This is a genomic window from Pseudarthrobacter phenanthrenivorans Sphe3 (assembly GCF_000189535.1).
In the GTDB taxonomy this organism is placed as follows: Bacteria; Actinomycetota; Actinomycetes; order Actinomycetales; family Micrococcaceae; genus Arthrobacter; species Arthrobacter phenanthrenivorans.
Window position 1 is genome coordinate 2672470 of sequence record NC_015145.1, and the last position, 24541, is coordinate 2697010.

Genomic DNA, 24541 nt, shown 5'->3' on the forward strand with positions numbered 1-24541 from the left:
CGAATGACCGCAGCACCCGCCGTCCGGGATGAGTCCGGAACGCCTGTCCCCCACTGGCCCGCGCCCTTCGCGTCCCGGCCCGTCAACGCCACCGTTACAGTTCCGGGCTCCAAGTCGCTGACCAACAGATACCTGGTCCTGGCTGCCCTGGCGGACGGACCGTCCCGCCTCCGCGCGCCCCTGCACTCCAGGGACTCAGCGCTCATGGTCCAGGCCCTGCGCCAGCTCGGCGCCACCATCACGGAGGTACCCGGGGACGGTGCCTTCGGGCCCGACCTGGAGGTTGTTCCGCTGGACCCCGGGGCGGCCTCGTCCGTGACCAGGATCGATTGCGGGCTCGCCGGCACAGTCATGCGCTTCGTACCGCCGCTCGCGGCGCTCCGCAACGGCGCCAGCGTGTTCGACGGCGACCCCCACGCCCGCAAGCGGCCCATGGGAACCATCATTGAGGCGCTCAAGGCGCTGGGAGTGGCTGTCACCAGCGAGGAGGGCGGGACGCCGTCGTCACTGCCGTTCCTTGTGGAGGGCACCGGGGAAGTCCGCGGCGGCCACCTGGTGGTGGACGCCAGCGCGTCCTCCCAGTTCGTCTCCGCCCTGCTCCTGGTGGGGGCACGGTTCACGGAAGGCCTGCACCTGGAGCATGTGGGCAAGCCGGTGCCGAGCCTTGACCACATCAACATGACAGTCTCCGTCCTCCGGGGTGCCGGGGTGGCTGTCGATGATTCCGTCCCCAACCACTGGGTTGTCAGCCCCGGACCCATCCGTGCATTTGACCAGCGGATCGAGCAGGACCTCTCCAACGCCGGGCCTTTCCTCGCGGCAGCGCTGGCGTCCCACGGCACGGTCCGCATCCCGGGCTGGCCCGAAGAGACGCAGCAGGTGGGCGACCTGTGGCGCAGCATCCTCACCCGGATGGGCGCGGACGTTTCCCTGCGCGACGGCGTCCTGACTGTTACGGGCGGCCCCACCATCAAGGGCGCGGACTTCGCCGACACCAGCGAGCTCGCCCCCACGGTGGCAGCCTTGTGCGCGCTGGCCGACGCGCCCTCGCGGTTGAGCGGGATCGCCCATCTGCGGGGCCACGAGACGGACCGGCTTGCTGCGCTCGTGGCCGAAATCAACCGCCTCGGCGGTGACGCGGAGGAAACCAGCGACGGCCTGGTGATCCGCCCCGCCAAGCTGCACGCCGGCGTCGTGCACAGCTATGCGGACCACCGCATGGCTACGGCCGGCGCCATCCTTGGCCTGGCTGTGGAGGGGGTCCAGGTGGAGGACATTGCCACCACCGCCAAGACCATGCCGGACTTCCCGCGGCTCTGGGCGGACATGCTGGCCCAGGACGGTCCGGCCGGTACGGGGGCGGAAGGTTCCAGCGGTGGCGCGGAGCACTGACTCCTGGGATGAATCGGACGTCCGGATCAGGCCGAGCAAGAAGGGCTCGAGGCCCCGGACCAAGGACCGCCCCAGCCATGACGACGCCGTGACCGGGCGCATCATCACCGTTGACCGTGGCAGGTACACCGCTGTGGTGGGCGAGGACTCGGACAACGAACGCCTGGTTATTGCCGCCAGGGCAAGGGAACTGCGCCGGAACCCCGTGGTGGCCGGAGACTTTGTCTCACTCGTGGGCGACGTCTCGGGCGAACCCGACACCTTGGCCCGCCTGGTGAAGATCCAGGACCGCAAGACGCTCCTGCGGCGCAGCGCGGACGACACCGATCCGGTGGAGCGGGCCGTGGTGGCCAATGCCGACCAGCTGGTGATCGTGGTGGCGGCCGCCAACCCGGAGCCGCGCACGGGCTTCATCGACCGGGCCCTGGTGGCAGCGTACGACGCCGGCATCGAGCCGATCCTGCTGGTCACCAAAGCGGACGTCAAGGACCCCGCGGAACTGCTCTCCAATTACACCCACCTGGACTTTCCGGTGATCATCAGCCGGACGGCTGATGCACAGGCGTCAGGCGTGGACGCCCGGTCCGACGACGGCCTGTCCGCCCGGCTGGACAGCGCGGCGGTATCGGAACTCCGCGCCCACCTCGACGGGAAGGTCACCGTCATGCTGGGGCACTCGGGCGTGGGCAAGTCAACCATGGTGAACGCTTTGACGGGCGCGGAGCGGGCAACCGGCGGCGTGAACGCGGTGACGGGCCGCGGCCGGCACACGTCGTCGTCGGCCCTTGCCCTCCGCCTCGCGGACGCACCCCCCGGCAGCTGGATCATCGATACCCCGGGCATCCGCTCCTTCGGCCTGGCACACGTGGATCCGGACAGGATCCTGAGGTCCTTCCCGGACCTCTCCCCCGGCACCGATGACTGCGAGCGGGGCTGCAAGCACACCGCGGCTGCCGTGGACTGCGGGCTGGACGCGTGGGTGGCGGAAGGCCATGCCGGGCCCACCGGCGCCGCCCGGCTGGCCTCCCTCCGGCGGCTCCTCGGCACCGACCCGAGGATGGAAGCCCAGGAGGCCAAGGAGCTGGGCAGCGTCAACTGACGGGCGCCGGTTCCCGGCAGAAGCGCGCGCAGACGGTAGTTTGGAACCATGATCCAACCCGCTTCGAGCTATAACGATGACCTGCGCCTGGCCCATGTCCTGGCTGATTCCGTGGATGACCAGACCATGAGCCGCTTCAAGGCCCTGGACCTCCACGTTGAGACCAAGCCGGACCTGACGCCCGTCACCGACGCGGACAAGGCGGCCGAAGAAGCCATCCGCGGCCAGCTCTCCCGTTCCCGTCCGCGCGATGCCGTCCTCGGCGAGGAGTTCGGCAGCACCGGGCACGGATCACGGCGGTGGATCATTGATCCCATTGACGGGACCAAGAACTTCGTCCGGGGCGTTCCGGTCTGGGCCACCCTGATCGCACTGGTGGATGAGGGCGAACCGGTGGTGGGCGTGGTGAGCGCTCCCGCGCTGGGCAAGCGCTGGTGGGCGGCGAAAGGCATGGGCGCCTACATGGGGCGTTCCCTGGCCGCGGCCACCCGCCTCAGGGTCTCCAACGTCTCCAGCCTGTCCGATGCCTCGCTGTCCTATTCGAGCCTGGGCGGCTGGAAGGAACGCGGCAACCTCAACGAGTTCCTGGGCCTCACCGAGGATGTGTGGCGGACCCGGGCCTTCGGCGACTTCTGGTCCTACTGCATGGTTGCGGAAGGCTCGGTGGACATTGCCTGCGAGCCTGAACTGAACCTTTACGACATGGCTGCCCTGGTCCCCATTGTGGTGGAGGCGGGCGGCCGCTTCACGTCGCTGGAGGGCGAAGACGGACCGTTCGGCGGGAATGCCTTGGCCACCAACTCCATCCTGCACTCCGAGGTGCTGCGCAGGCTGAACCCGGACCTCGACGACCTCCTCTGATCCATCGAATTTCCGACGGCGGCTGACTCCCCACAGAGGCGGCCGCCGTCGTAATGTTCGGTGAAGGGGCCCTTTTCCAAGCGGACGTAACAAAGCCCTTAACATTTCCGCCGGCTTTTAACCTTCCCTGCCCATGTCCTACGCTCTTAACCAGGTCACGAGTGCCAGCGCAAAACCCCGGTTTGCTGGCCGGCAACCCTCCATTCGCGGTGGGGTGCCCCGGGTGACGACCAGGCCGGTCCGGAACGGATGCGGCAAGCGCGGATTCCGTCACGGAGTCCTGTTGTGAAGTGAGGTCTTTGTGACAACTGCCACCGTCTCCCCCAGCGCTGCCATCCAGCCTGCAACCACTGCCCTCTTTGACCAGTGGCAGGCCGCCGCCGGCCGCCCGCTTGCAGCAGTCACCGGCGCTGAAATCCAGGCCCCGCTGATCCATGGCGGGCACGTCCGCTACGCGAACCTCGACTATGGTGCGTCCGCCCCGGCTCTGACTGTGGTGTCCGCGTACCTCAACGAGATCCTGCCCTACTACGCCAGCGTCCACCGCGGCGCAGGCTACGCGTCCCAGATCAGCACCTCCGTGTACGAGAACGCCCGCGCCATTGTCCGCGGATTCGTGGGCGGCCGCCCGGATGACTCCGTCATCTTCACGCGCAACACCACTGACTCGCTCAACCTGCTGGCAGGCTGCCTGCCCGCAACCGGCGGGGTACCGGACGGCGACGTGCTTTACCTGGACATCGAGCACCACGCCAACCTCCTGCCATGGCAGGGCGTGCCGCACCGCAGCATCGTCGCGGAAGACACGATCGCAGGCACCATCGACGCGGTCAGGGCCGAACTGGAACAGGGCGGAGTGAGCCTGCTCGCCATCACCGGCGCCTCGAACGTCACCGGTGAGATCCTTCCCATCCGTGCCCTCGCCGCCCTGGCCCACGGGCACGGCGCACGGATCGTGGTGGACGCAGCCCAGCTGGCCCCCCACCGGCGCGTGGACATCACCCCCGACGACGTGGACTACATCGCTTTCTCCGGGCACAAGCTGTACGCGCCCTTCGGCGCGGGCGTGCTGGTTGGCAGGGCGGACTGGCTCGACGCCGGCACCCCCCACCTTGCCGGCGGTGGGGCCGTGAAGGAAGCAAGGCTCGACGGCGTCAGCTGGGCAACCGGCCCAGCCCGCCATGAGGGCGGATCACCGAACGTCCTTGGCGCCGCCACGCTGGCCCGCGCCACCCAGGTCATCGCCGAACTTGACCAGGACCGGTGGCACGCCCACGAATCCGCCATCCGGTCGTTCCTCGTGGAGGGCCTGCAGGAGATCGACGGCGTTACGGTCCACCAGATTTTCAAGGACACCGACCCGGACACGGACACCATCGGCGTGGTCAACTTCTCCGTGGAGGGCTACGACGCCGGCCTGGTGGCCGCCTACCTGTCAGCGGAACATGGCGTGGGGCTGCGCGACGGCCGCTTCTGCGCACACCCGCTCCTGAAGCGGCTGGGGCTTCCGTCCGGTTCCCTGCGGGCCAGCTTCGGTGTCGGCTCCAGGCTGGAGGACGCCGAGCGGCTCCTGGCCGGCATCCGGGACCTGCGCAGCAAGGGCCTTGGCTGGGACTATGTGGTTGACGCCGGCCGCTGGGTTCCCGCCAACGACAACCGTACGTACCCGCACTGGGCACCTAACACCCCCGGCACCGCCGGCGCGGCGCCCTGCATCGACGACTGATCCCGCTTGGTCCCCCCTGGGACCTTGGCCGGGCACCAGATGCGGTAAATTCGGAAGACACCAAAGTACCCGGATGAAGGAGGCCGCTCGTGGCACGGGGTGGCCCCAGGCTGGATCACGGCCGCCGCCGGGAGCTCGGCCAAAGCTTCCAGGACGGTGGCGAACACTACCAGCAGGTGCGGCCCGGCTACCCTGCGGAAACTGCCCGCTGGGTAGTACCTCCGGGCGCCCGTGACGCCCTCGATGTGGGCGCGGGGACCGGCAAGTTCACGGAACTGTTGCTCGACCTGGGACTCTCCGTCACAGCCGTGGATCCTTCGGCGGACATGCTCGCACAACTGGTGCAGCACTGCCCGGGCGCCACGGCTGCGCTGGGCACCGCTGAGGCTACCGGCCTGCCCGAGGCGGCGTTCGACGTCGTCACCGTTGCGCAGGCATGGCACTGGTGCGATGCGCTGCGGGCAAGTACGGAACTGGCGCGGGTACTGCGCCCGGGCGGAACCCTGGGGCTTGTCTGGAACCAGCTGGACACTTCCGTCCCCTGGGTGCACCGGCTCTCCCGGATCATGCATGCCGGGGACGTCTACAAGCCTGGTTTCCGGCCGCTGGTGGGGCCGGAGTTTGAGCGGCTGGAAAGCCATCTGACCCACTGGCAGGACGCCGTTACCACCCATGGCCTGATGGAGCTGACGAAGTCGCGGAGCTACTACCTGCGTGCGGGCGAGGCCACCCGGGCCAAGGTGCTGGCGAACCTCGACTGGTACCTCCACGAGCATCTGGGGCATGGTCCGGACGAAGAACTGGAACTGCCTTACCTCGCTTTGGCGTGGCGGGCGGTAAGGGCATGAGCGGCAGCCGCCCGGCGTCGGGCGAGCCGGTAGGCTTGAATCCGTGAAGACCAGTGCGCCCTCCTCCTCCATTGAGGACTACGTCAAGGTCATCTACTCATTCACCGAATGGCAGGACAAGCCCATCACGTCCTCGCAACTGGCGCAGCGGCTGGGAGTGGCCAATTCATCTGTCTCGGAGATGGTCCGCAAGCTGAAGGACCAGGGCCTGGTTGACCACAAGCCGTACAGTGCCATCAGGCTGACGGACACGGGCCTGCGGCTGGCGCTTTCCATGGTGCGGCGCCACCGCCTGATCGAAACGTACCTCGTCCAGCAGCTGGGATACAGCTGGGACGAGGTGCATGATGAGGCCGAACTGCTGGAGCACGCCGTCTCGGACACGTTCGTTGAACGGGTGGCAGCCAAGCTCGGGAACCCGCAGCGCGATCCGCACGGGGATCCCATCCCCACGGCGGACGGCCAGGTGCTCATGCCCCGCGCCCACCTCATGGGTGAACTCGATGAAGGCCACACAGGCCGGATCACCCGGATCAGTGACGACAACCCCGACCTGCTTCGCTACCTTGCAGCCGAGGAGATCGACCTCGACGCAGAGGTCGAAGTGGTGGGGCGCAGGCCCTTTGGCGGGGCCCTGGTGGTCCGGATCAGGAACTCGGGCCGGACCCGGGACTACGACCTCGCGGACGAGGTCACCTCGGCGCTGTGGGTGCACAGCGACCACCCGCACCCCGGCTGCCTCCTCGGGGATGCCGGCACGTCCAGGGTATGAGCAGGCGGGAATCAGCAGCGTCGCCCGGGCTACCCGTCTGGCTGGCCGTTGCGGCCGGGGGGTTGGTGGGCACCGAACTGCGGTACGGCCTGGGCCTGGCTTTCCCCGAGGTGCCGGGTGCGTTCCCGTGGGCAACACTTTGCATCAACGTGGCGGGCAGCTTTGTGCTGGCTGCCCTGACCACTGCATGGCTCGCCCGCCCCGGAACGGCTTTCTGGCTGCGGGCCGGGTTGGGCCCCGGCCTCCTGGGGTCCTTCACCACGTTCTCTGCCGTAGTTTTCTCCGTGGACCAGCTGGCGCGGGCCGGAGAGCACGGCGTGTGGATTGCCTACCTTGGGTTGTCGCTGGTGCTGGGGCTTGGTGCCGCCGGCCTCGGGTGGCGGTTTGGGAAGCAGATCGGCCGGCCGGTCCGGAGCGGGCCATGATCGCGGCCGTGCTGGTGGGCGTTTTCGGTGTGGGCGGGGCGCTGCTCCGTTTCGGCGTCGACAGCTGGTTTGCGCACCATAGCTCACGCCGTATCCGGGCTGCCGGTGCTGGTGCTCGTATTCCCGTAAGGCTGCACTGGCCGTGGGCCACGCTGGTGGTCAACGTTGCCGGCTGCTTCATCATCGGGGCGGCTCACGCCCTTATCGCCCGGCAGGGCTTGGGCCCGGAGTGGCAGGGCGCCCTGGCCACGGGCCTGGCTGGCGGACTCACCACGTTCAGTTCATGGACCACGGCAACCGTGCGGCTGCTGGGCGAAGCGCGGTTCCTGTCAGCGGCTATGAATGTTGCGGCCAACCTGGTTCTGGGGTTTGCTGCGGCCGTGGCTGGCATGGCCCTGCTGTCCTAAGCTTGCTGGGTTTGTTGGAGGCGTGGGCGGGCCTGCTGTTGTGGCGGATCCCTGCAGGTCCGGATTTGGCGGGCTCCCGTATCGTGGATGGTGATGATTAGCAGACGCGACGCGGCCATTGCCCTTGACGTACCCCTGGAGATGGCGCAACGCCATGGCCTGCCAAAGTGGATGAGCGAAGCCGAGCTCGGCGAAATCCTGGACAACCCGCCGGCCTGGCTGGTCCAGTCGCGGGCCAACCGTACCGGCAAGCGCCCGGTGTGGGTCCACCTTGAGTGCGCCGTCTGCGGTTACGAGGAAGCCGCCCGCCCCAAGAAGTGGTGGCCGGAATTCACCTATGTGGTGTGCGGGCACCATCCGCCGGCAGATATTCCCCGCGTGCGTGCGGGATACGTCCGCAGTGAGTTCGACGGCGTTGGGACGCGTTTCGTAGGCATCGCAGACGTCCCGGGCCAAGCCTGATCTCTTCCTGCTGTTGCCGGCTGGCTTCACTTTGATTTGTGGGACCGGCGCGTCCAGCCTACTTTCCGTTGCCGGACATCTCCTCGGGCACCGCGATGAGGTGGACTTCGCGCCCGTCCCGGAGCACGACGACGTCCAGCGGCTGTCCGATGGCGTCGGCGAACAGCAGCCGCTGCAGGCTTTCGGCAGTGCTGACCTGGCGGCCGCCGGCAGTGAGCAGGATGTCTCCGGCGGCTATCCCGGCTTTAGCTGCCGGGGATCCTGCCAGCACTTCCACCACCTGAAGGCCTTCCCGCTGTCCGGTCCGGATGACAGCACTGGGACTGAGCCGGGCCGGGGTACTGACCAGGCCCAGGTAGGCGCGTTTAACGCGGCCGTCGGCGAGCAGGGCGGCAATGATCCTCCGGGTGGTGGCATTGATGGGGATGGCCAGGCCCAGCCCTGCCCCGGCCACTGCCGTGTTGATGCCCACGATCCGGCTGTGGGTGTCAGCCAGCGCTCCCCCGGAGTTGCCCGGGTTCAGTGCAGCGTCGGTCTGGATGACATCCTCGATGACCCTGCGGTTTCCACCGGCCCACACGGGGATGGCGCGGCCCAGGCCGCTGACCACCCCCGCCGTGACCGAGCCGGCCAGGCCTAGCGGATTTCCGACAGCAACAACGAGTTGTCCCACCCGCAGTGACTCTGCCTCGCCGAATTCGGCCGGGGCAATCCTGGGCCTCCTGCCGTGGACCACGGCAAGGTCGGACAAGGGGTCCGCGCCGACCAGTTCCAGTTCCATCCGGCTGCCGTCCGCGAAGACGGCGTGGCCCCGCTGGGTGCCGGCCACCACGTGCGAGTTGGTCAGGAGGTAGCCGTCCTCGGTAAACAGCACGGCTGAACCGGCGCCCACCCGCATGCGGCCGTTGCGTCCCCGTCCAGCGGACATTTCAATGGCGGCCACGTGCGGCGTCACGGCAGCGGCCACGCGCATGACTGTCCGTGAATACGAGTCCAGCGCGTCGCCGTCGTCATCATCTGGTGCAGGCTCCAGCGCCTGGCCCATGGCGCACCTCCCGGTTGTACCGCTCCCGGCGCGGCCTGGCACCGCCTCCGGGTCCTAAAAGGCACAACCTTTCAGGTCCGGCTGCTAGTCCCGCCGCCGCTACGCCTTGGGTGAACGGGTACTCCTTCGGTGAACTGACCGGGCTTGCCCTGGTCTATGGCGGGAGCAAAAAACACCCCGGTCCGAAGACCGGGGTGTTGAGGGTGGGCCGGCACAGCCTAACGGCTGTGCCGGCCACAAAATGTGGAGATGGGGGTGTCTAGTTTCACGACATAGTTCTCACATGAGTCGGGACATCGTTCATACCGGCAGGGATCCAGCATGATGCATGTCGAAGCAGAAAGTGATCGTCCTCGCCGTCCGTGACCAGGGCCTGACAGTTACGGAAGCTGCCCGCCGGTATGGAGTCAGCCGCCGCTGGGTCCACGAGCTCCTCCGACGCGAGTCCGCCGGAGGTATCGCCGCCGTCGAACCCCGATCCAAACGCCCCCTCAGCAACCCGCGCCGCACCACCGAAACGGTAGCCGCCCGGATCCTTGCCCTGCGGCAGGAACTGCAAACCGCCGGCCTGGACGCCGGGCCCGTGACGATCGCCTGGCACCTCGGACAAGAAGGAGTACCCGCGCCGTCAACGTCCGCGATCCGCCGGCTCCTGCACACCAAAGGAATGATCACTCCGGATCCGAAGAAACGGCCCAAAGCCTCACTGCACCGCTTCGAAGCACACCAGCCCAACGAAACCTGGCAATCCGACTTCACCCACTGGGCCCTGGCCGACGGAACCGACATCGAGATCCTGAACTTCCTCGATGACCATTCCCGCTACCTGCTCGCCTGCACCGGATTCAAACCCGTCACCGTCACCGCCGTGGTCACCACGTTCCTGGCCTGCGCTGCTGAACACGGGCTACCGGCCTCGACACTGACCGACAACGGCATGGTCTACACCACCCGCCTCGCGGGCGGGAAAGGCGGCAGGAACGCCTTCGAACACCATCTCCACGCCCTGGGCATCACCCAAAAGAACGGCGCCCCGAACCACCCGCAGACCCAAGGCAAAATCGAACGTTTCCACCAGACCCTCAAACGCTGGCTCACCGGCCAACCCCGGGCCCACACCCTTCAAGACCTGAACGAACAGCTGGAAAAGTTCCGGCACATCTACAACCACGAACGCCCCCACCGGGCCCTGGACCGCCGCACCCCGGCCGCGGCCTACACCGCGATACCCAAAGCATCACCGACCGGATCCAAACAAGGAGATCACTGGCGTCGGCGCATCGACCGCGTCGACCAGTTCGGGAAACTCACCCTCCGCCACGCAGGCCAACTCCGCCACATCGGCATCGGCCGCGCCTACGCCCGCAAACACGTCCTGATGCTCATCCACGACAACGACGTCACCATCAGCGACGCAACCACCGGCGAGATCATCCGCGAACTCACCATCGACCCCACCCGGAACTACCAACCCAGAAAAACAGGGCAAAGAAAAACACCCCGGTCCGAAGACCGGGGTGTTACCGATGACTCGACTCATCCGTGAAGGATGTCTCGACTCACCACAAATGTGGAGATGGGGGGAATTGAACCCCCGTCCGATGTCGTGTTGTCAGGGCTTCTCCGGGCGCAGTTTGCGTCGGATTTTCTCGGCCCCAGCCATGCTGCAAACAGCTGGCTGATCCGGGCCCAGTCATCTAAAAGTCCCGTTCACCCCGGTGACGAGGGTAAACAGCAGTGGCTATCTAAATGACGCCAGGAACCGGGGCGATAGCAACCCCGGGCTGACGGACTGTCTTACTGCTTAGGCAGCAAGAGCGAAGTCAGTGCGCTTAGATTCGGCACTTATTGGTTTGCAGAAGGCGTTTACGAGATAATTCTGCATCCTCGGCCCGCTTCACCTGTCGCGACTAACATCGTCGAAACCGATCATCCCCGTATTTTGTTACCAAACCGGTGGGTTTCCCCGCCGGACTATCTATAGTAACGCATGGTCCGCAGGATTCATTCCAACTGCACCAGGCCTTATGAACAGGCCCTAGCGGCCACCGTGCGGCGCCTTCCACGGACGCGGATCAGGTTCCTATCGCGGACTGTACCCTTCAGTGGCCGCAACGGCCCTGTCTTTATGCAAGAAGGCGGCCAGCCTCTCAGAGGTCGGAGGCGGAACGAAGCCTGTCGATTTGAGCTTGGTCAGGGTAAGGACGCTGTTTCGCGGCCGAGGCGCTGCCGCCTTGTCCCGAAAGTACTCCTCCGTGCTCACACCGGTGACAGATGCACGGGACCGGCCCACCAGCTCGTAGACGTCACTGGCAATGTCGGCCCATGATTGTGGCGGGCCGTCATTACTCAGGTTGTAGGTGCCGTAATCTGCACCAGATTCGAGTAGATGCCGTATGCCTGAAGCAATGTCCTCAGTAAAGCTAAGACGTCCGAACTGGTCATTCACAACAGACGGTTCGATACCGCGTCCCGCCAGTGCTGCCATAGTGCGCACAAAATTGTTGCCTTCACCTATGACCCAACTCGTTCTGACGATGTAGTGGCGCGGAACCACGCTAACCACAGCGTCCCCAGCTGCCTTGGTTTGCCCGTAAACGCCCAGGGGCGTGAAGATTTCAGCTTCATCATGGCGTGTGGCGGTGCCGTCAAAGACATAGTCGGAGCTCACATGGACCAGAGTCAGGTTGTACTCAACGGCAACGCGGGCCAGCCTGGCGACCGCCGCAACGTTGACGGACCAAGCTGCCGCTCGACCCGCATCGGTTTCTGCGGCATCCACAGCTGTGTAAGCTGCCGCGTTGATGATCGTTGAATAGTTTTTCCAACTCATGGTGGAGAACGCGGAGTCGCTCGCAAGATCGAAATCGCCCCGCCCGGCAAACTCGAAGCTCGAGTCGCCCTCGTACAGCTTCCGCAGAGCCTTTCCCAGCTGCCCGTCCGCGCCAACCACCAGGGTCTTCCTCGGGGGCATGGGCACCACATCGTTGAGCCGGGGGTGAGTCCTGTCTTTCTCGGATACCTCGGCTTGATCCAAAGGCACCGGCCATGCGATGGCTGACGCCTCATCCGCCAGGTTCAGGAAGGTGTACTGGCCCTGGGCGTCAGCGCTCCAATGATCGTTTACCAGGTAGGTATAAGCCGTATTGTCTTCGAGGGTCTGGAAGGCGTTCCCTACTCCGCGTGGGATGAAGATCGCCTGGCTGGGGTCTAGTTCACAAGTGAAGACAGCGCCGAAGGACGGGCCTTCCCTGAGGTCTACCCATGCACCAAAGATTTTGCCCGTGGCAACTGAAATGAATTTGTCCCAAGGCTCAGCATGGATCCCGCGCGTGGTCCCGGCTTTTTCGTTATACGAGACGTTGTTTTGCACGGGCCGGAAGTCGGGGAGCCCCAATGCCAACATCTTTTCCCGCTGCCAATTTTCTTTGAACCAGCCCCGGCTGTCGCCATGAACCGGGAGGTCGTAGAGCACCACGCCCGGGATCGGAGTCCTGTGTGCAGCCAACGCTTTTGAGAATTCAAGAGGCATCTTCTACTGGCCCTGTTCCTTGTACTTGGCTTCGGTCTGCGCCTTTTGCGGGCGCCACCAGTCTTCGTTGTCCCGGTACCAGGCGATGGTGTCTTCTATGCCGGCATCGAAGTTGGAGAACCGGGGCTCCCAGCCAAGCTCGTTGCGGAGCTTGGTGGAGTCGATGGCGTAGCGCAGGTCGTGGCCAGGGCGGTCCACCACATGGTCGTAGGCGTCCGGGGCCTGGCCCATGTGCTCGAGGATCAGTTCAACAACGTCCTTGTTGTTCTTCTCGCCGTCTGCACCGATCAGGTATGTCTCGCCGATCTTGCCCTTGGCGATGATCGCCAGGACTGCCGAGGAGTGGTCGTTCGCATGGATCCAGTCGCGGACGTTCTCGCCCTTGCCGTAAAGCTTTGGACGGATCCCATCGATCACGTTCGTGATCTGGCGGGGAATGAACTTCTCCACATGCTGGTAAGGGCCGTAGTTGTTCGAGCAGTTGCTGATGGTCGCCTGCAATCCGAAGGAACGTACCCAGGCACGCACCAGCAGGTCCGAGCCTGCTTTGGTCGAGGAGTATGGACTGGACGGGTTGTACGGGGTCTGCTCCGTGAACCGCTCCGGATCGTCGAGTTCCAGGTCGCCGTACACCTCGTCTGTGGAGATATGGTGGAAGCGCTTGTTGTGCTTTCGGGCAGCTTCGATCAGGGTGTACGTGCCAATGATATTGGTGTCCAGGAACGGGCGCGGGTCATGAAGGGAGTTGTCGTTATGCGACTCGGCAGCGTAATGGACCACAACGTCCGACCCGGCCACCAGCCCGTCCACCACGGCAGCATCTGCGATGTCACCCTGGACGAAGGTAAAGCGGGCCTCCGGAAGTCCCCGCAATGATTCCAGATTCCCTGCGTACGTCAGCTTGTCCAGAACGGTGATGTTGTCATCCGTATTCGCAAGCACGTAGTGGACAAAGTTGGAACCGATGAAGCCGGCACCGCCGGTGACAAGAAGATTTCGCACTCTCCCATCGTTCCACGGCGACTTAGATTTGGTTGAATTTGCTCCACCCATAAAACTATCCCTATGCGCGGAATTATCCTCGCCGGGGGTACCGGTTCACGTTTACATCCAATAACTCTGGGAATCAGCAAGCAGCTGGTCCCTGTTTACGACAAACCGATGATCTACTATCCGCTCTCCACGTTGATGTTGGCTGGTATCCAGGACATCCTGATCATCACAACACCACAGGACGCAGACCAGTTTCAGCGTCTCCTCGGTGATGGCAGCCAGTTCGGAATCAACATCAGTTACACCCAACAGCCCTCCCCTGATGGCCTTGCCCAGGCCTTCGTTCTTGGCGCGGAGTTCATTGGGGAAGGACCCGTCGCCCTGGTCCTCGGTGACAATATCTTCTACGGCCAGGGGCTGGGAACCCAGCTCCGGCGGTTTGAAAATATTGACGGAGGTTCGATCTTTGGCTACCGCGTGCTGGATCCCTCCGCTTATGGCGTTGTTGAATTTGATACTCAAGGCAAAGCGATATCCCTTGAGGAAAAGCCTGTCGAACCTAAGAGCCACTATGCAGTTCCCGGTTTGTACTTCTACGACAACGACGTAGTGGACATCGCAAGGAACCTGCAGCCCTCTGCGCGCGGTGAATTGGAAATCACCGACGTAAACCGCACTTATCTGGAGCGCGGGAAACTGCACGTGGAGATACTTCCCCGTGGAACGGCCTGGCTCGACACCGGGACGTTCGCCGACCTCAACGATGCCTCCGACTTCGTCCGGACCGTCCAGAGGAGGCAGGGACTTTCCATCGGGTGTCCGGAAGAAATCGGTTGGAGGCTGGGATTCCTTGCCGATGACGAGCTTGAAGCGCGGGCCCGTAAATTGGCCAAGGGAGGATACGGCCAGTATCTTCTGGACTTGCTCTCCGGAGGTGGCAAAAGCAGGTTCTAAAGTGCCCTAGCGGCGGCGGTTGCGTTCGCGCATTTCGCGCTGGGCCTCGCGGTTGTCCTGCTGCTCCCGGAGGGTCTGGCGCTTGTCGTACTCGCGCTTACCGCGGGCGACGCCGATCTCCACCTTTGCCTTGCCGTCCACGAAGTACAGCTGCAGCGGAACGATGGTGTACCCGGATTCCCGGACCTTGTGCGAGATCTTGATGAGCTCCTCGCGGTGCAGCAGCAGCTTGCGCCGGCGGCGCGCAGCGTGGTTGGTCCAGCTGCCCTGGTTGTACTCGGGGATGTGGATGGCCTCCATCCACAGCTCGTCGTTGTAGAACGTGCAGAACCCGTCCACCATGGAGGCATGGCCCTCGCGCAGGGACTTCACTTCGGTGCCCATGAGCGCGATTCCAGCCTCGTAGGTGTCCAGCACGTGGTAGTCGTGCCGGGCCTTCCGGTTGGTGGCCACCACTTTACGGCCACTTTCTTTAGGCAAGGGAAAGCTCCTCAGTTCGAAGAATCGGATGCCTCCGGACCAGCCGGCGCGGAGTCATACCAGTGTACGGCAGCACGCCGGCCGGACTGGAAGCCGGCGGGCTACAGGAGGCCCATCGGATCGACGGCGTTGCCGTTCAGCCAGGTTTCGAAGTGCGAGTGGCAGCCCGTGGAGTTGCCGGTGTTGCCGGAGTAGGCAATCAGCTGACCTTGCGACACCCGCTGGCCGTTCGATACCACGATGCTGGCGTTGTGGTAATAGATCGTATTGAGCGTGTTGCCTTCGACCAAGCCGTGGGAAATCTTGACGCGCCACCCGCCGCCGTCCGCCGAGCTCCAGCCGGAGCTGAACACTTCTCCGGCTGCTGCGGCGTAGACGGGCGTTCCACAGGCGGCACCGAAGTCGATGCCCGTGTGCATGTATCCGCCCTGGCCATAGAAGTCGATGGTCCCGGGCGGGGTGGCACGCCAGCCGAAGCCGGACGTGATGGGGACACCGCCGTTGAAGGGGTGCCGGAGGCCAAAGGCCGACGGCGATCCCACGGGCGGCATGAATGACTGCACCGGCGGCGGTGGGGGTGCAGGCTGGTTCCTCGCCGCAGCTGCGGCAGCCGCGGCTGCGGCAGCTGCTGCAGCCGCAGCCTCTGCTTTCCTGCGCTGTTCAGCTTCCCAGGCTTCCCGCAGCTTCCGGTCGCGCTCCTGGATCTCGGCTGCCACCGCGTTCTGGCTGGCCTGGACGCCCGCCAGCTGCGACTGGATCCCTGGCTTGGCGGCCTGCAGTTCTGCATCAAGGCGGGTGGTGTCAGCGATGAGCCGGTCCACCTCTTCCTTTTTCGCTGCCGCTTCGTCACGGGCTGCCTTTTCCCGCTCCAGCGCTGCGTCAGCTTTGGCCTTAAGGTCCTTGATCTCGGCTTCGACGGCCTGGAGCCGCGCTTCGGAGTTCACGTTGGTGGCGCTCTGCTGCTGGAGTTTGTCCATGGCAGCGTTCTGGCTGCGCATGGCCTGGTCCGCCAGGTCCATGGTCTCCGTCAGGCTGCCGCCGTTGTTGGATCCGAAGAACAGCGACAGGTTGGACGGGACGCCGCCGGACTTGTAGGCCTGGGTGGCAATCTGCCCGATCAGCTTCTTGGTATCGGCGATCTTCTGCTTGTCAGTTTCAAGCTGCTGCGTGATTTTGGCCTTGTTCTGCTGGGCCATGTCAACGCGGGCGGAGAGTGCTTCCACTTCTTTAACGGCTCCGGCCACCCGGCCCTGCGCCTCGAGGAGTGCCTGCTGGGCGCCGGGCAGCTGGCCCTGGTAGATGACCAGGTCGCTGGCCGCTTTGGCAATCCGCGAATCGACGAATTCCAATGACTGCTGAACCCGGGCCGCCTCTGCCTCCAGTGCCTTCTGCCGGTCCTCGAGCTCGTCGGCAAAGGCAACAGGCGTGGAGGAAGCCAGCCCTGCGGCGAGGACGACTGCCAGCACACCGCTGAGAATGCTGGTGCGCTGCGCACCCCTGCGCCGGCCGTTCAGCCGGTGCTGCGGGGATTTTCGATCCGTTTCGTTCATGGGCATTCCTTGTTCGGTTTGCATACCTAGACGCGAAGGTATCGGCGCAAGGTCAAGAGGGACGAAATTCCGGCCAAGGATCCGCCAAGGATTATCAACGCAGGCGCCAGGATCAGCGTCTGGCCGGAGGAAATGAAGGCGGTATCCGGGTACTGCTGGGACATGTATTCGCCAAGGAAGAAGTGCGCAACCGCCCAGAGTGTGGCAGATGCCAGCGCCGCACCGATGACGGCGGCGATGACGCCTTCCAGGATGAACGGCAGCTGGATCACTGTCTTGGAGGCGCCCACCAGGCGCATGATGCCTGTCTCACGGCGCCGGCTGAAGGCGGAGAGCCGGATGGTGGTGGCGATCAGCAGGATGGCGCAGACGATCATGACGCCGGCGATACCCACCGCTACGAGCGAGGCGCCGTTCATCACGGAGAAAAGACGCTCAAGAAGCTGGCGCTGGTCGATGACAGTTTCCACGCCCGGCTGCGAGGAGAAGGTCTCGCTGATGATCTGGTATTTCTCCGGGTCCTTCATGTTGATCCGGAACGACGCCGGCAACTGGTCAGGGGTCACCGAGTCTACGATGGGCGAATTCGAAAACTGGTCCTTGAAGTGCTTGTAGGCCTCGTCCTTGGACTCGAACTGGAAGTCGTTCACATACTGGGCCACGGCAGGTGATTCGAGGAGGGCGTTGAGGCTCTCCTGCTGCTCGGGGGTGACGGGCCCGCTGGCGCAACCCGCCGCCGTCGACCCTTCACTGCAGAGGAAAATGGCTACCTGGACTTTGTCGTACCAGTAGCCCTTCATCTGGTTGATCTGCATTTGCAGCATGCCGGCTGCGCCCACGAAGGTGAGCGAGACGAAGGTGACCAGGATGACTGAGACCACCATTGAAAGGTTGCGGCGGAGGCCGCTGCCGATCTCGCCGAGGATGAATGCAAGCCTCATCGCTGTCCCCCGCCCTCGCCTGGAAGGCCGGCGCCGGGATCTTCACGGCCGCTCGCATCCTTGAGCCTGCGGGACTGTCCCACCACGGGGATCATCGAGGTGTACAGCGCCTTTGCCTCGTCACGGATGACCACGCCGTTCTTCAGCTCCACCACGCGTTTGCGCATCTCATTAACGATGTCGTCGTCGTGCGTGGCCATCACCACGGTGGTGCCGTTCTGGTTGATCTTGTCCAGGACGCCCATGATGCCCATCGAGGTGGTGGGGTCAAGGTTTCCGGTCGGCTCGTCGGCGAGGAGGATTCCGGGCCGGTTGACCACGGCGCGGGCGATGGCCACGCGCTGCTGTTCGCCGCCGGAGAGCTCGTGCGGCATGCGGTGTTCCTTGCCCTCCAGGCCCACGGTCTTCAGGACCTCGGGGACGGTGTCCCGGATGACACTGCGGCTCTTGCCGATGACCTGCATGGCGAACGCGACGTTGGCGAAGACGTTCTTCTGCGGGAGGAGCCGGAAGTCCTGGAAGACGACGCCGATGCCGCGCCTTAGGCGGGGCACGCGCCAGCTGCTGATCTTGGCCACGTTTTGGCCGGCGACATAGACGGCGCCGGAAGTGGCGCGGTCTTCCTTCAGGACGAGCCGGAGGAACGTGGATTTTCCGGAGCCTGAGGCGCCGACGAGGAAGGCGAATTCGCCGCGGTCAATCTCAAGGTTGACAGAGTCCAGCGCAGGCCGGGCTTTCTGGTCGTAGACCTTGGTGACATTTTCGAATCGAATCATGGCCCTAAGTACCCTGCAGGGCATGGCTGATTCTGTTGCAGCCCAGTTCTGCAGCCGGTGCGCGGGTTTTCGTTTGGGGGAAGTAGGGCCCCGGCCCCTCGACTATACGCAGGGAAACCCTTGAATCAGGCGGCTTTCAGGGGGCGTGTCGCGGGATAGGACCCTGGCCCGGCCGCTGGGTGAACCTACTTCTCCGCGTTGCGGTTGTCTGTCCGCCACCTGATGCCGGCGTCGATGAAGTCGTCGATTTCGCCGTCGAACACCGCGGACGTGTTTCCCACCTCGTGCTCCGTCCTCAAGTCCTTGACCATCTGGTATGGATTGAGGACATAGGACCGCATCTGGTCGCCCCAAGACGCTTTGACGTCGCCGGCCAACGCCTTCTTTTCGGCGTCTTCCTGTTCCTTCTTCAGCAGCAGGAGCCTGGACTGGAGCACGCGCATGGCGGCGGCACGGTTCTGCAGCTGGGACTTCTCGTTCTGCATGGAAACCACCGTCCCGGTGGGAATGTGGGTCAGGCGGACGGCGGAGTCGGTGGTGTTGACTGACTGGCCGCCGGGGCCGGAGGAACGGAAGACGTCCACGCGGATCTCGTTGTCGGGGATTTCAATGGAGTCGGTCTGTTCGATCAGGGGGATCACTTCGACAGCGGCGAACGACGTCTGGCGCCGGCCCTGGTTGTCGAACGGGCTGATGCGGACTAGCCGGTGCGTGCCGGCCTCGACGCTGAGGGTGCCGTAGGCGTACGGGGCCTTGACCTCGAAGGTTGCCGACTTGAGGCCGGCTTCTTCGGCATAGGAGGTGTCCATCACGGTGGTGGGGTAGCCGTGCCGTTCGGCCCAGCGGAGGTACATGCGCATCAGCATTTCGGCGAAGTCGGCAGCGTCAACACCGCCCGCTCCGGCGCGAATGGATACTACGGCTTCGCGTTCGTCATACTCACCCGACAGCAGGGTGACGACTTCAAGTTCTTTGAGTGCCTTCTTGATGGATTCCAGCTCAGCTGCAGCCTCCCCCATCGAAGCGGCGTCGTCCTCATCCTGTCCCAGTTCCACGAGGACTTCGAGATCGTCAATTCTTGAGGCCAGGTTGTTGAGCCGTTCAAGCTCCGACTGGCGGTGGGAAAGACGCGAGGTGATTTTTTGTGCCGCTGACGGATCGTCCCACAGGTCCGGCTCGCCCGCCCGCTCGCTCAGTTCAGCGATGTCTTCCTTCAGTGCCTCTACGTCGGAGACTCTTTCGATGGACTCGTAGGTAGCCCGAAGGGCGCGGATTTCAGCGGAAAAATCAATATTGGCCATGGTTGTTTAAGCCTACGCTATCCGGCACGGCGCCCCGGCTTGCTGGGTGCCACTGCAGGGTCAGCGCGTCAGCCGTGAGCGCGCTGTCGATGCGGCTTCTATCCTGATGCCGTCGGGCACCAGGAAATTCACCACAGGAGGGTGGACCGCCGCGGACAACACAACGACGGCGGTGGTGCCGTCGGGAGTGCCGGTTGCACCCGTGACTTCGAGGCCGCCGAAACGGTGGGAAGCGGGGCTCCTTGCGATGAAGTCTGCTGCGACATTCCTGACGCGGGCGGGATTGAGTGTTGCCGACGGAGTGCCGCCCTGCGTGTCCACCTCCCCCAAGGTATAGCTGTCGGCGGCGGCCAGGGAGGCGCCGTCGGCCAGGGAGAGCAGGCGCTTGTGCTCCAGGTAGACGGACGATATGCCAATCACCACCGTTGCCACCAGCAGTGCCAGTGTCACGTACCCGAGGATCATCACCATCATCTGGCCGTCCTCGTTTCCGCTCCTGTCGGTCATCGATACCTGCCCACCAACTGAGTTGCCGATGCCTCCACTTCGCTTGCCGCAAGACGGAAGCCGTCGCTGAACGGCACAAACGGGAGTGGCACGGTCAGTTTCACGGTGATGGTGACGGCCGTACCGGCAGCCTGGCAGTCGCCCGGGTTGCAGGTAGTCGAGATACTGGCTTCCTCCGGCCGGTGCCCGAAGTCGGCAAGGGCGATGGACACCGCCTGCTCCGCCGCAGCTTGGGCAGACGCCCCGTCGGGCTGGGCAACGTAGACCTTGGCCGCCTGGTCGGCTGCTCCCACCACGGCAAAGGAACCGCCTTGGATCTGCCCCACCGTGATGACGAAGTAGACCACGGGCACCATCAACAGGAGGGCGAGGAACGTGAACTCGACCACGGCGCTTCCCTTCTCGTGCCCCCGTCCAGATTGCTCCGGCCCGGCTGCGACCGGCAGGCAGAAAGCCTCAGCCAGCCTGGTCCTAAGGAAGGCCACCGCGGGCTCATGGCTGCACCGCCGCATGCCCCTTCACCTCCAGCATGCCTGCCGGACCGATGAGGCCGATCACGGGCATTGGTGCGCGGACCGTCACCTCCAGTGTCCGAAGCCCCTGCAAAGTAACTTCAGTGGTGCTGACCTCCCGGGCAAACCCGGAGTTGAGTGCCGAGCCGATGAGGCTGCGGGTCCTCTCTTCGGCGTCGGTCATGCCCCGGTCTGCGAGGGTTCCGTAACGGGCGCCTGACGCTGCTGCATCGATCAGCGTGTTGCGGACATGAAGGATCAGTGTCAGTTGGATGATGGCCAGGAAGAACATCGTGAGGAGCCCTCCCACCAGGACGAAGTCCACGACCGCCGAGCCCTGCTCCCCCGGCCTGCCCGGAGTGCCGCCCACAGGTGAGGCGCGCCGGGATCGGCGGGGCCGCGCCATGAAGCTAGCTTCCCACCGTGTCCATGGCCTGGTTGAACATGGATTCCAGTGCCGGACCGGCGAGTGCCAGCAGTGCAGCCACAAGCACAGCGGACATCAAGGTGATCATGACCCAGCCCGGCACATCGCCCCTTTCATGGTGGTCGTTCACCGCCCGCATTCGTGATCGAAAGGCAGTGCACAGCTCCTGCAGCAACGAGGCGCAGCGGTTACCCATGGTCTTCATTTCCGGTCCTCTTCCTGATTCGGTTGTTCAAGCTTTCCTGCTTCGGATGCCATACAGCGCCCTCCTAGAGCCCGAGGTTGATGGCTGCAAGCCCGGGAAAAACTGCGAAAACCACAGTCAGCGGGAGCACGCCAAAAACGAGCGGAACCATCATCGCGATCTCCTTTTTGCCGGCGGCCTCCATCAGGTCGCGCTTGGCGGTGTCGCGTACGTCCTGGGCCTGTGCGCGCAGTACGTCCGCCAGTGGAGTGCCTCTCTCGACGGCTACAACAATTCCGTCCACGAACCTGACCAGCGGCGCCAGGTCTGTCCGGGCAGAGAATTCCTGTAATGCCTGCACCAGGGGCTTGCCGGCCCTGGTTTCGGCGAGGATATTGGAAAACTCCCTGCTCAGTTCGCCCTTCGCGCTGCGGCAAACACGGTCGAGGGCTCCTGTTGCACTCTCCCCTGCGCTGACCGCGAGCGCCATGAGCTCAGCGAGGCTGGGGAATTCAGCCATCATTCGGGTTTCCCGCCGTTTGACCTGAGCTCCCAGCCAGTAGTCGCGCAGAATGAAGCCGCCGACGGCGCTACCCATGACGGCCACAGCAGCGAGGAGCGGGTTTACCCTGCCGGCTGCCGCTCCAATGGCTGTGACACCAAGGGCGGCGGCAAAGCCTGCCGCCGCCCACAGGAGCTGTTCGGCGCGGAATTCAAGGGAGCTCTTATTGATACCCGCCTGTGCCAACCGTCGGGTGGTTGCGCCGGGTGAAGGGTTCAGTTTTCCCAATGCCGCCATTGCATCGCGGAAGACAGGGCGGAGTATTCTCTCCAGCGGTCCGAAGGGTGTGAGATTTTGCTCCCCAGAGTTCAGCAGCCGTGATTCGAGGTTCTGGGACTTCAGCTGCGGCTCGATGCGTTCTGTCAGGGTGGTTGCACGCATAAGCGGGGATCTAAACACGATGAGCCACAGGCCGACGCCCATTACAAACCCAGAGATAACGGCGGCCGGCGAAATGTCACTCATCTGAGCACCCGCTCATCCTGCGGCAGAGCACCAATCCTCAGCATGATGGAGTAGCAGACCAGCGAAACCACCAGGCCTCCGACCAGGACTGCCGCGCCGGCCGCGGTGTTGTAGGCCTGTACAGCTTCCGGCCGCGTTGCCAGCAGGATCATGACGATCCATGGGGCGGCGACAGCAAGGCGCGCCGCATTGATGGTCCAGGACTGCCTCGCCTCCAGTTCGCTGCGGGTGCGGGCGCTTTCGCGGAGGAATTCAGCCAATGTGCCGAGCAGCTTTCCCAGATCCGAGCCGCCGACTTCCCGGGTCAGGCGCAGGGCCTCGACAATGCGGTCGGCGACAGGGTCCGCGAGCCGGTGTTTGAGCTTGTTGAGTGAGGCATCAAACTGGCCCCCCGCGCGATAGTCGGCGCCGAAGTCCCGGAAGACATGGCGCAACTCTTCGGGGCCTTTATCGCCCAGCTGGATGAGCGCCTCAGGCAGTGGCAGGCCGGCGCGTATTGCGGACCGGAGGTGGTCGACGACGTCGGGCCAAAGCTGTCGCAACAGGGCGCTTCTCTTTTTCGCCCTCCAGCGCAGGATGCTGATGGGGAGCCAGGCAGCGAACAGCGCAAAGCAGCCGGCGATCGGCCAGGAACGGCTGACGGTGTAGAACACCAATGCCACGAAGAGCCCGAGGCCCAGGCACGTGCCTATCAGCCCGCCGGGAGACACTTTGTCCACCCCTGCAGAGGCGAGAAGGTCTGCCAGGCGGCTAGTCTTCCGCTCCCGCGGACCCCGTTCCGGCGACTCCCAGCAGGACCACCAGATGAGGAAGAGACCCGTCCCTGCCGTTACCCCCAGCAATGCCGACGTCATCGCGGATCCAGCAACGCCGCGACGTCGTAGCCTGCTCGGTGGAACTTCTCAGCGGCGGGCATCGAGTTGGCTCTCGCCTGCAGGGTGCCATCCACCATGGTGAACACCGGCGAAGACTCGATGATGCCGTTTTCCACCCGGCGGCCGAGTGACAGGATCTCCGTTACTTCCCTGCGTCCATTGGCGTGCCTGCTGCAGTGGACCACGAGGTCGATGCAGGAGGCGACAGTCGGGACAACAAAGGCGCTTGAAATGTTCTCACCCGCGAGAAGTGGCAGGGTGCAGATCTTGGTGACGGCGTCGTGGGCTGAATTTGCGTGGACAGTACACATGCCTGGAAGGCCACTGTTCAAAGCGATGAGCATGTCCAGGCTTTCAGCTTCGCGGACCTCGCCCACCACCAGGCGGTCGGGGCGCATACGGAGGGCTTCCTTGACCAAACGGCGAAGCGGGATCTCGCCTTCGCCCTCCAGGTTTGGCTGCCGGCACTGGAGGCCGACAACGTCGCGCAGGGGAAACTGCAGTTCGAAGATCTCCTCCACCGTAATGACCCGTTCGCGGCTTCCAATGCTCGCGGCGAGGCAGTTCAGCATCGTGGTCTTGCCGGCCTGGGTGGCGCCCGAGACCAGGATATTGAGGCCGCTTGATACCGCTGCGCCGAGAAAACGGGCGGACTGCGGAGTCAGGGTACCCAGCTCCACCAGGTGCTCAAGCCGGGTTGCCTTGACCACGAACTTCCTGATGTTGACTGCCCAGTGCTTCCGGGTCACGTCCGGGATGACAACGTGAAGCCGCGAACCGTCAGGCAGCGCGGCGTCAACGAAAGGCGAAGACATGTCGAGCCTTCGGCCGGAGCTCTTCAGCATCCGCTCCACCAGGTCACGGACCTGTTGCTCGGTCAGGCTGAGGGAGGTCAGTTCGGATTCGCCGTTGCGGGCCACGAAAATTTCATTGGGGGCGTTGAGCCATACCTCTTCGATGGCGGGATCGTCCAGCAAAGGCTGGAGCACACCGAAACCGGCTACTGCGTCAAAGAGGAATCTGCGGGCAGCATCTAACGGACCTATGGGAGGAAGAGGCCCAAGCAGCGCCCGCTCGTCGTAGTCCGTAACGGCAGCCTCAACAAGCCGGCGCACCTCACCTGCCTGGTGCAGAGGGTCCAGCCCCCGACGACGGATCAGCTCGCGGACCTCGTCCTCGACAATTCCCAGCGCGTCCATATGTTCCCCAATACAACTGCCGCCCCCGGCGGAGGCAGTGCAACTGGGATAAAGACTAGGGACCATACAACATGCTGCCAAGTCATAAGGATTAGCTGTGGATAAGCGCAAGATAACCACAGGATCACCAGAAGCATCAGCAGCACCACTGTTTCCACCAGCAACACGATGCTATGGTGAGCGCGTTAATCGTCAAATCTCTGTCCGGCTGGTTCCTGGGGAACCATCCGGCACAGCAACCCAGAT

The 24541-nt window shown here is 64.3% G+C and carries 26 protein-coding genes, 1 other RNA gene and 1 riboswitch; of the genes, 11 read left to right on the forward strand and 16 right to left on the reverse strand.

Annotated features, from left to right (window positions below):
* Positions 1-3: 3 nt before the first annotated feature.
* The 9 genes from aroA (at position 4) to ASPHE3_RS12465 (ending at position 7992) form a co-directional block, all read left to right on the forward strand.
* Positions 4-1392: a 3-phosphoshikimate 1-carboxyvinyltransferase gene (gene aroA, locus ASPHE3_RS12425; RefSeq protein ID WP_013601556.1), complete on the forward strand. Its 1389-nt coding sequence runs from the start codon at positions 4-6 to the stop codon at positions 1390-1392.
* A complete protein-coding gene (gene rsgA, locus ASPHE3_RS12430) occupies positions 1376-2491 on the forward strand; it encodes a ribosome small subunit-dependent GTPase A (RefSeq protein ID WP_013601557.1) in 1116 nt (371 codons plus the stop codon). The genes aroA and rsgA overlap by 17 nt, the downstream gene beginning before the upstream one ends.
* 48 nt (positions 2492-2539) lie before the next feature.
* A complete protein-coding gene (gene hisN, locus ASPHE3_RS12435) occupies positions 2540-3352 on the forward strand; it encodes a histidinol-phosphatase (RefSeq protein ID WP_013601558.1) in 813 nt (270 codons plus the stop codon).
* A gap of 153 nt (positions 3353-3505) precedes the next feature.
* Positions 3506-3619: riboswitch (SAM riboswitch) on the forward strand.
* Positions 3620-3653: 34 nt separating this feature from the next.
* On the forward strand, positions 3654-5078 hold the full coding sequence (locus ASPHE3_RS12440; RefSeq protein WP_013601559.1) for an aminotransferase class V-fold PLP-dependent enzyme: 1425 nt from the start codon (positions 3654-3656) through the stop codon (positions 5076-5078).
* 89 nt (positions 5079-5167) lie between these two features.
* Positions 5168-5926 (forward strand): class I SAM-dependent methyltransferase, encoded by a 759-nt coding sequence (locus tag ASPHE3_RS12445; protein ID WP_013601560.1) that lies wholly within the window; start codon positions 5168-5170, stop codon positions 5924-5926.
* A 43-nt stretch (positions 5927-5969) separates the two neighbouring features.
* The gene (locus tag ASPHE3_RS12450; RefSeq protein WP_013601561.1) at positions 5970-6698 is read left to right on the forward strand and encodes a metal-dependent transcriptional regulator; all 729 of its coding nucleotides are present in this window, start codon (positions 5970-5972) and stop codon (positions 6696-6698) included.
* Positions 6695-7123 carry a fluoride efflux transporter FluC gene (locus ASPHE3_RS12455; RefSeq protein ID WP_013601562.1) on the forward strand — a complete coding sequence of 143 codons (429 nt, stop codon included), beginning with the start codon at positions 6695-6697 and terminating at the stop codon, positions 7121-7123. The genes ASPHE3_RS12450 and ASPHE3_RS12455 overlap by 4 nt, the downstream gene beginning before the upstream one ends.
* The gene (locus tag ASPHE3_RS12460) at positions 7120-7530 is read left to right on the forward strand and encodes a fluoride efflux transporter FluC (protein WP_013601563.1); all 411 of its coding nucleotides are present in this window, start codon (positions 7120-7122) and stop codon (positions 7528-7530) included. The genes ASPHE3_RS12455 and ASPHE3_RS12460 overlap by 4 nt, the downstream gene beginning before the upstream one ends.
* Positions 7531-7623: 93 nt before the next feature.
* Positions 7624-7992 carry a hypothetical protein gene (locus tag ASPHE3_RS12465; RefSeq protein WP_013601564.1) on the forward strand — a complete coding sequence of 123 codons (369 nt, stop codon included), beginning with the start codon at positions 7624-7626 and terminating at the stop codon, positions 7990-7992.
* 58 nt (positions 7993-8050) lie between these two features.
* On the opposite strand, the gene ASPHE3_RS12470 is transcribed toward ASPHE3_RS12465, so the two are convergent.
* Positions 8051-9037 carry a S1C family serine protease gene (locus tag ASPHE3_RS12470; RefSeq protein WP_013601565.1) on the reverse strand — a complete coding sequence of 329 codons (987 nt, stop codon included), beginning with the start codon at positions 9035-9037 and terminating at the stop codon, positions 8051-8053.
* Between the two features lie 328 nt (positions 9038-9365).
* On the opposite strand from ASPHE3_RS12470, the gene ASPHE3_RS12475 reads away from it, so the two are divergent.
* Positions 9366-10583: an IS481 family transposase gene (locus ASPHE3_RS12475; protein ID WP_013601566.1), complete on the forward strand. Its 1218-nt coding sequence runs from the start codon at positions 9366-9368 to the stop codon at positions 10581-10583.
* Between the two features lie 22 nt (positions 10584-10605).
* On the opposite strand, the gene ssrA is transcribed toward ASPHE3_RS12475, so the two are convergent.
* From ssrA to rfbB, 3 genes are all read right to left on the reverse strand, one after another.
* Positions 10606-10974: a transfer-messenger RNA gene (ssrA, locus tag ASPHE3_RS21530) on the reverse strand.
* 146 nt (positions 10975-11120) lie between these two features.
* On the reverse strand, positions 11121-12569 hold the full coding sequence (locus tag ASPHE3_RS12480; RefSeq protein WP_013601567.1) for a sugar nucleotide-binding protein: 1449 nt from the start codon (positions 12567-12569) through the stop codon (positions 11121-11123).
* A 3-nt stretch (positions 12570-12572) separates the two neighbouring features.
* Positions 12573-13571 (reverse strand): dTDP-glucose 4,6-dehydratase, encoded by a 999-nt coding sequence (gene rfbB, locus ASPHE3_RS12485; RefSeq protein WP_013601568.1) that lies wholly within the window; start codon positions 13569-13571, stop codon positions 12573-12575.
* A gap of 63 nt (positions 13572-13634) precedes the next feature.
* Between rfbB and rfbA the strand changes: the two genes are divergently transcribed.
* The gene (rfbA, locus tag ASPHE3_RS12490) at positions 13635-14516 is read left to right on the forward strand and encodes a glucose-1-phosphate thymidylyltransferase RfbA (RefSeq protein WP_013601569.1); all 882 of its coding nucleotides are present in this window, start codon (positions 13635-13637) and stop codon (positions 14514-14516) included.
* A gap of 6 nt (positions 14517-14522) precedes the next feature.
* On the opposite strand, the gene smpB is transcribed toward rfbA, so the two are convergent.
* From smpB to ASPHE3_RS12550, 12 genes are all read right to left on the reverse strand, one after another.
* Entirely contained in the window at positions 14523-14996 is a 474-nt protein-coding gene (smpB, locus tag ASPHE3_RS12495; RefSeq protein ID WP_009356865.1) for an SsrA-binding protein SmpB, read from the reverse strand.
* A 101-nt stretch (positions 14997-15097) separates the two neighbouring features.
* Complete coding sequence (locus ASPHE3_RS12500) at positions 15098-16546, reverse strand: peptidoglycan DD-metalloendopeptidase family protein (RefSeq protein WP_013601571.1); 1449 nt, start codon at positions 16544-16546, stop codon at positions 15098-15100.
* A 26-nt stretch (positions 16547-16572) separates the two neighbouring features.
* On the reverse strand, positions 16573-17487 hold the full coding sequence (gene ftsX, locus ASPHE3_RS12505; protein ID WP_013601572.1) for a permease-like cell division protein FtsX: 915 nt from the start codon (positions 17485-17487) through the stop codon (positions 16573-16575).
* Entirely contained in the window at positions 17484-18263 is a 780-nt protein-coding gene (gene ftsE / locus ASPHE3_RS12510; protein ID WP_013601573.1) for a cell division ATP-binding protein FtsE, read from the reverse strand. Before ftsE ends, ftsX begins: the two co-directional genes overlap by 4 nt.
* Before the next feature lie 185 nt (positions 18264-18448).
* Positions 18449-19564 (reverse strand): peptide chain release factor 2, encoded by a 1116-nt coding sequence (gene prfB / locus ASPHE3_RS12515; protein WP_013601574.1) that lies wholly within the window; start codon positions 19562-19564, stop codon positions 18449-18451.
* A gap of 60 nt (positions 19565-19624) precedes the next feature.
* Entirely contained in the window at positions 19625-20071 is a 447-nt protein-coding gene (locus ASPHE3_RS12520; RefSeq protein WP_013601575.1) for a pilus assembly protein TadG-related protein, read from the reverse strand.
* Entirely contained in the window at positions 20068-20460 is a 393-nt protein-coding gene (locus ASPHE3_RS12525) for a hypothetical protein (protein WP_148258100.1), read from the reverse strand. Before ASPHE3_RS12525 ends, ASPHE3_RS12520 begins: the two co-directional genes overlap by 4 nt.
* Before the next feature lie 103 nt (positions 20461-20563).
* Positions 20564-20989 carry a TadE family protein gene (locus ASPHE3_RS12530; RefSeq protein WP_013601577.1) on the reverse strand — a complete coding sequence of 142 codons (426 nt, stop codon included), beginning with the start codon at positions 20987-20989 and terminating at the stop codon, positions 20564-20566.
* A 4-nt stretch (positions 20990-20993) separates the two neighbouring features.
* A complete protein-coding gene (locus ASPHE3_RS12535) occupies positions 20994-21215 on the reverse strand; it encodes a hypothetical protein (protein ID WP_013601578.1) in 222 nt (73 codons plus the stop codon).
* A gap of 64 nt (positions 21216-21279) precedes the next feature.
* Positions 21280-22221, reverse strand: a complete 942-nt coding sequence (locus ASPHE3_RS12540; RefSeq protein ID WP_013601579.1) for a type II secretion system F family protein — start codon at positions 22219-22221, stop codon at positions 21280-21282.
* Positions 22218-23075: a type II secretion system F family protein gene (locus tag ASPHE3_RS12545; protein WP_013601580.1), complete on the reverse strand. Its 858-nt coding sequence runs from the start codon at positions 23073-23075 to the stop codon at positions 22218-22220. Before ASPHE3_RS12545 ends, ASPHE3_RS12540 begins: the two co-directional genes overlap by 4 nt.
* Positions 23072-24295: a CpaF family protein gene (locus ASPHE3_RS12550; protein WP_013601581.1), complete on the reverse strand. Its 1224-nt coding sequence runs from the start codon at positions 24293-24295 to the stop codon at positions 23072-23074. Before ASPHE3_RS12550 ends, ASPHE3_RS12545 begins: the two co-directional genes overlap by 4 nt.
* Between the last annotated feature and the right edge of the window lie 246 nt (positions 24296-24541).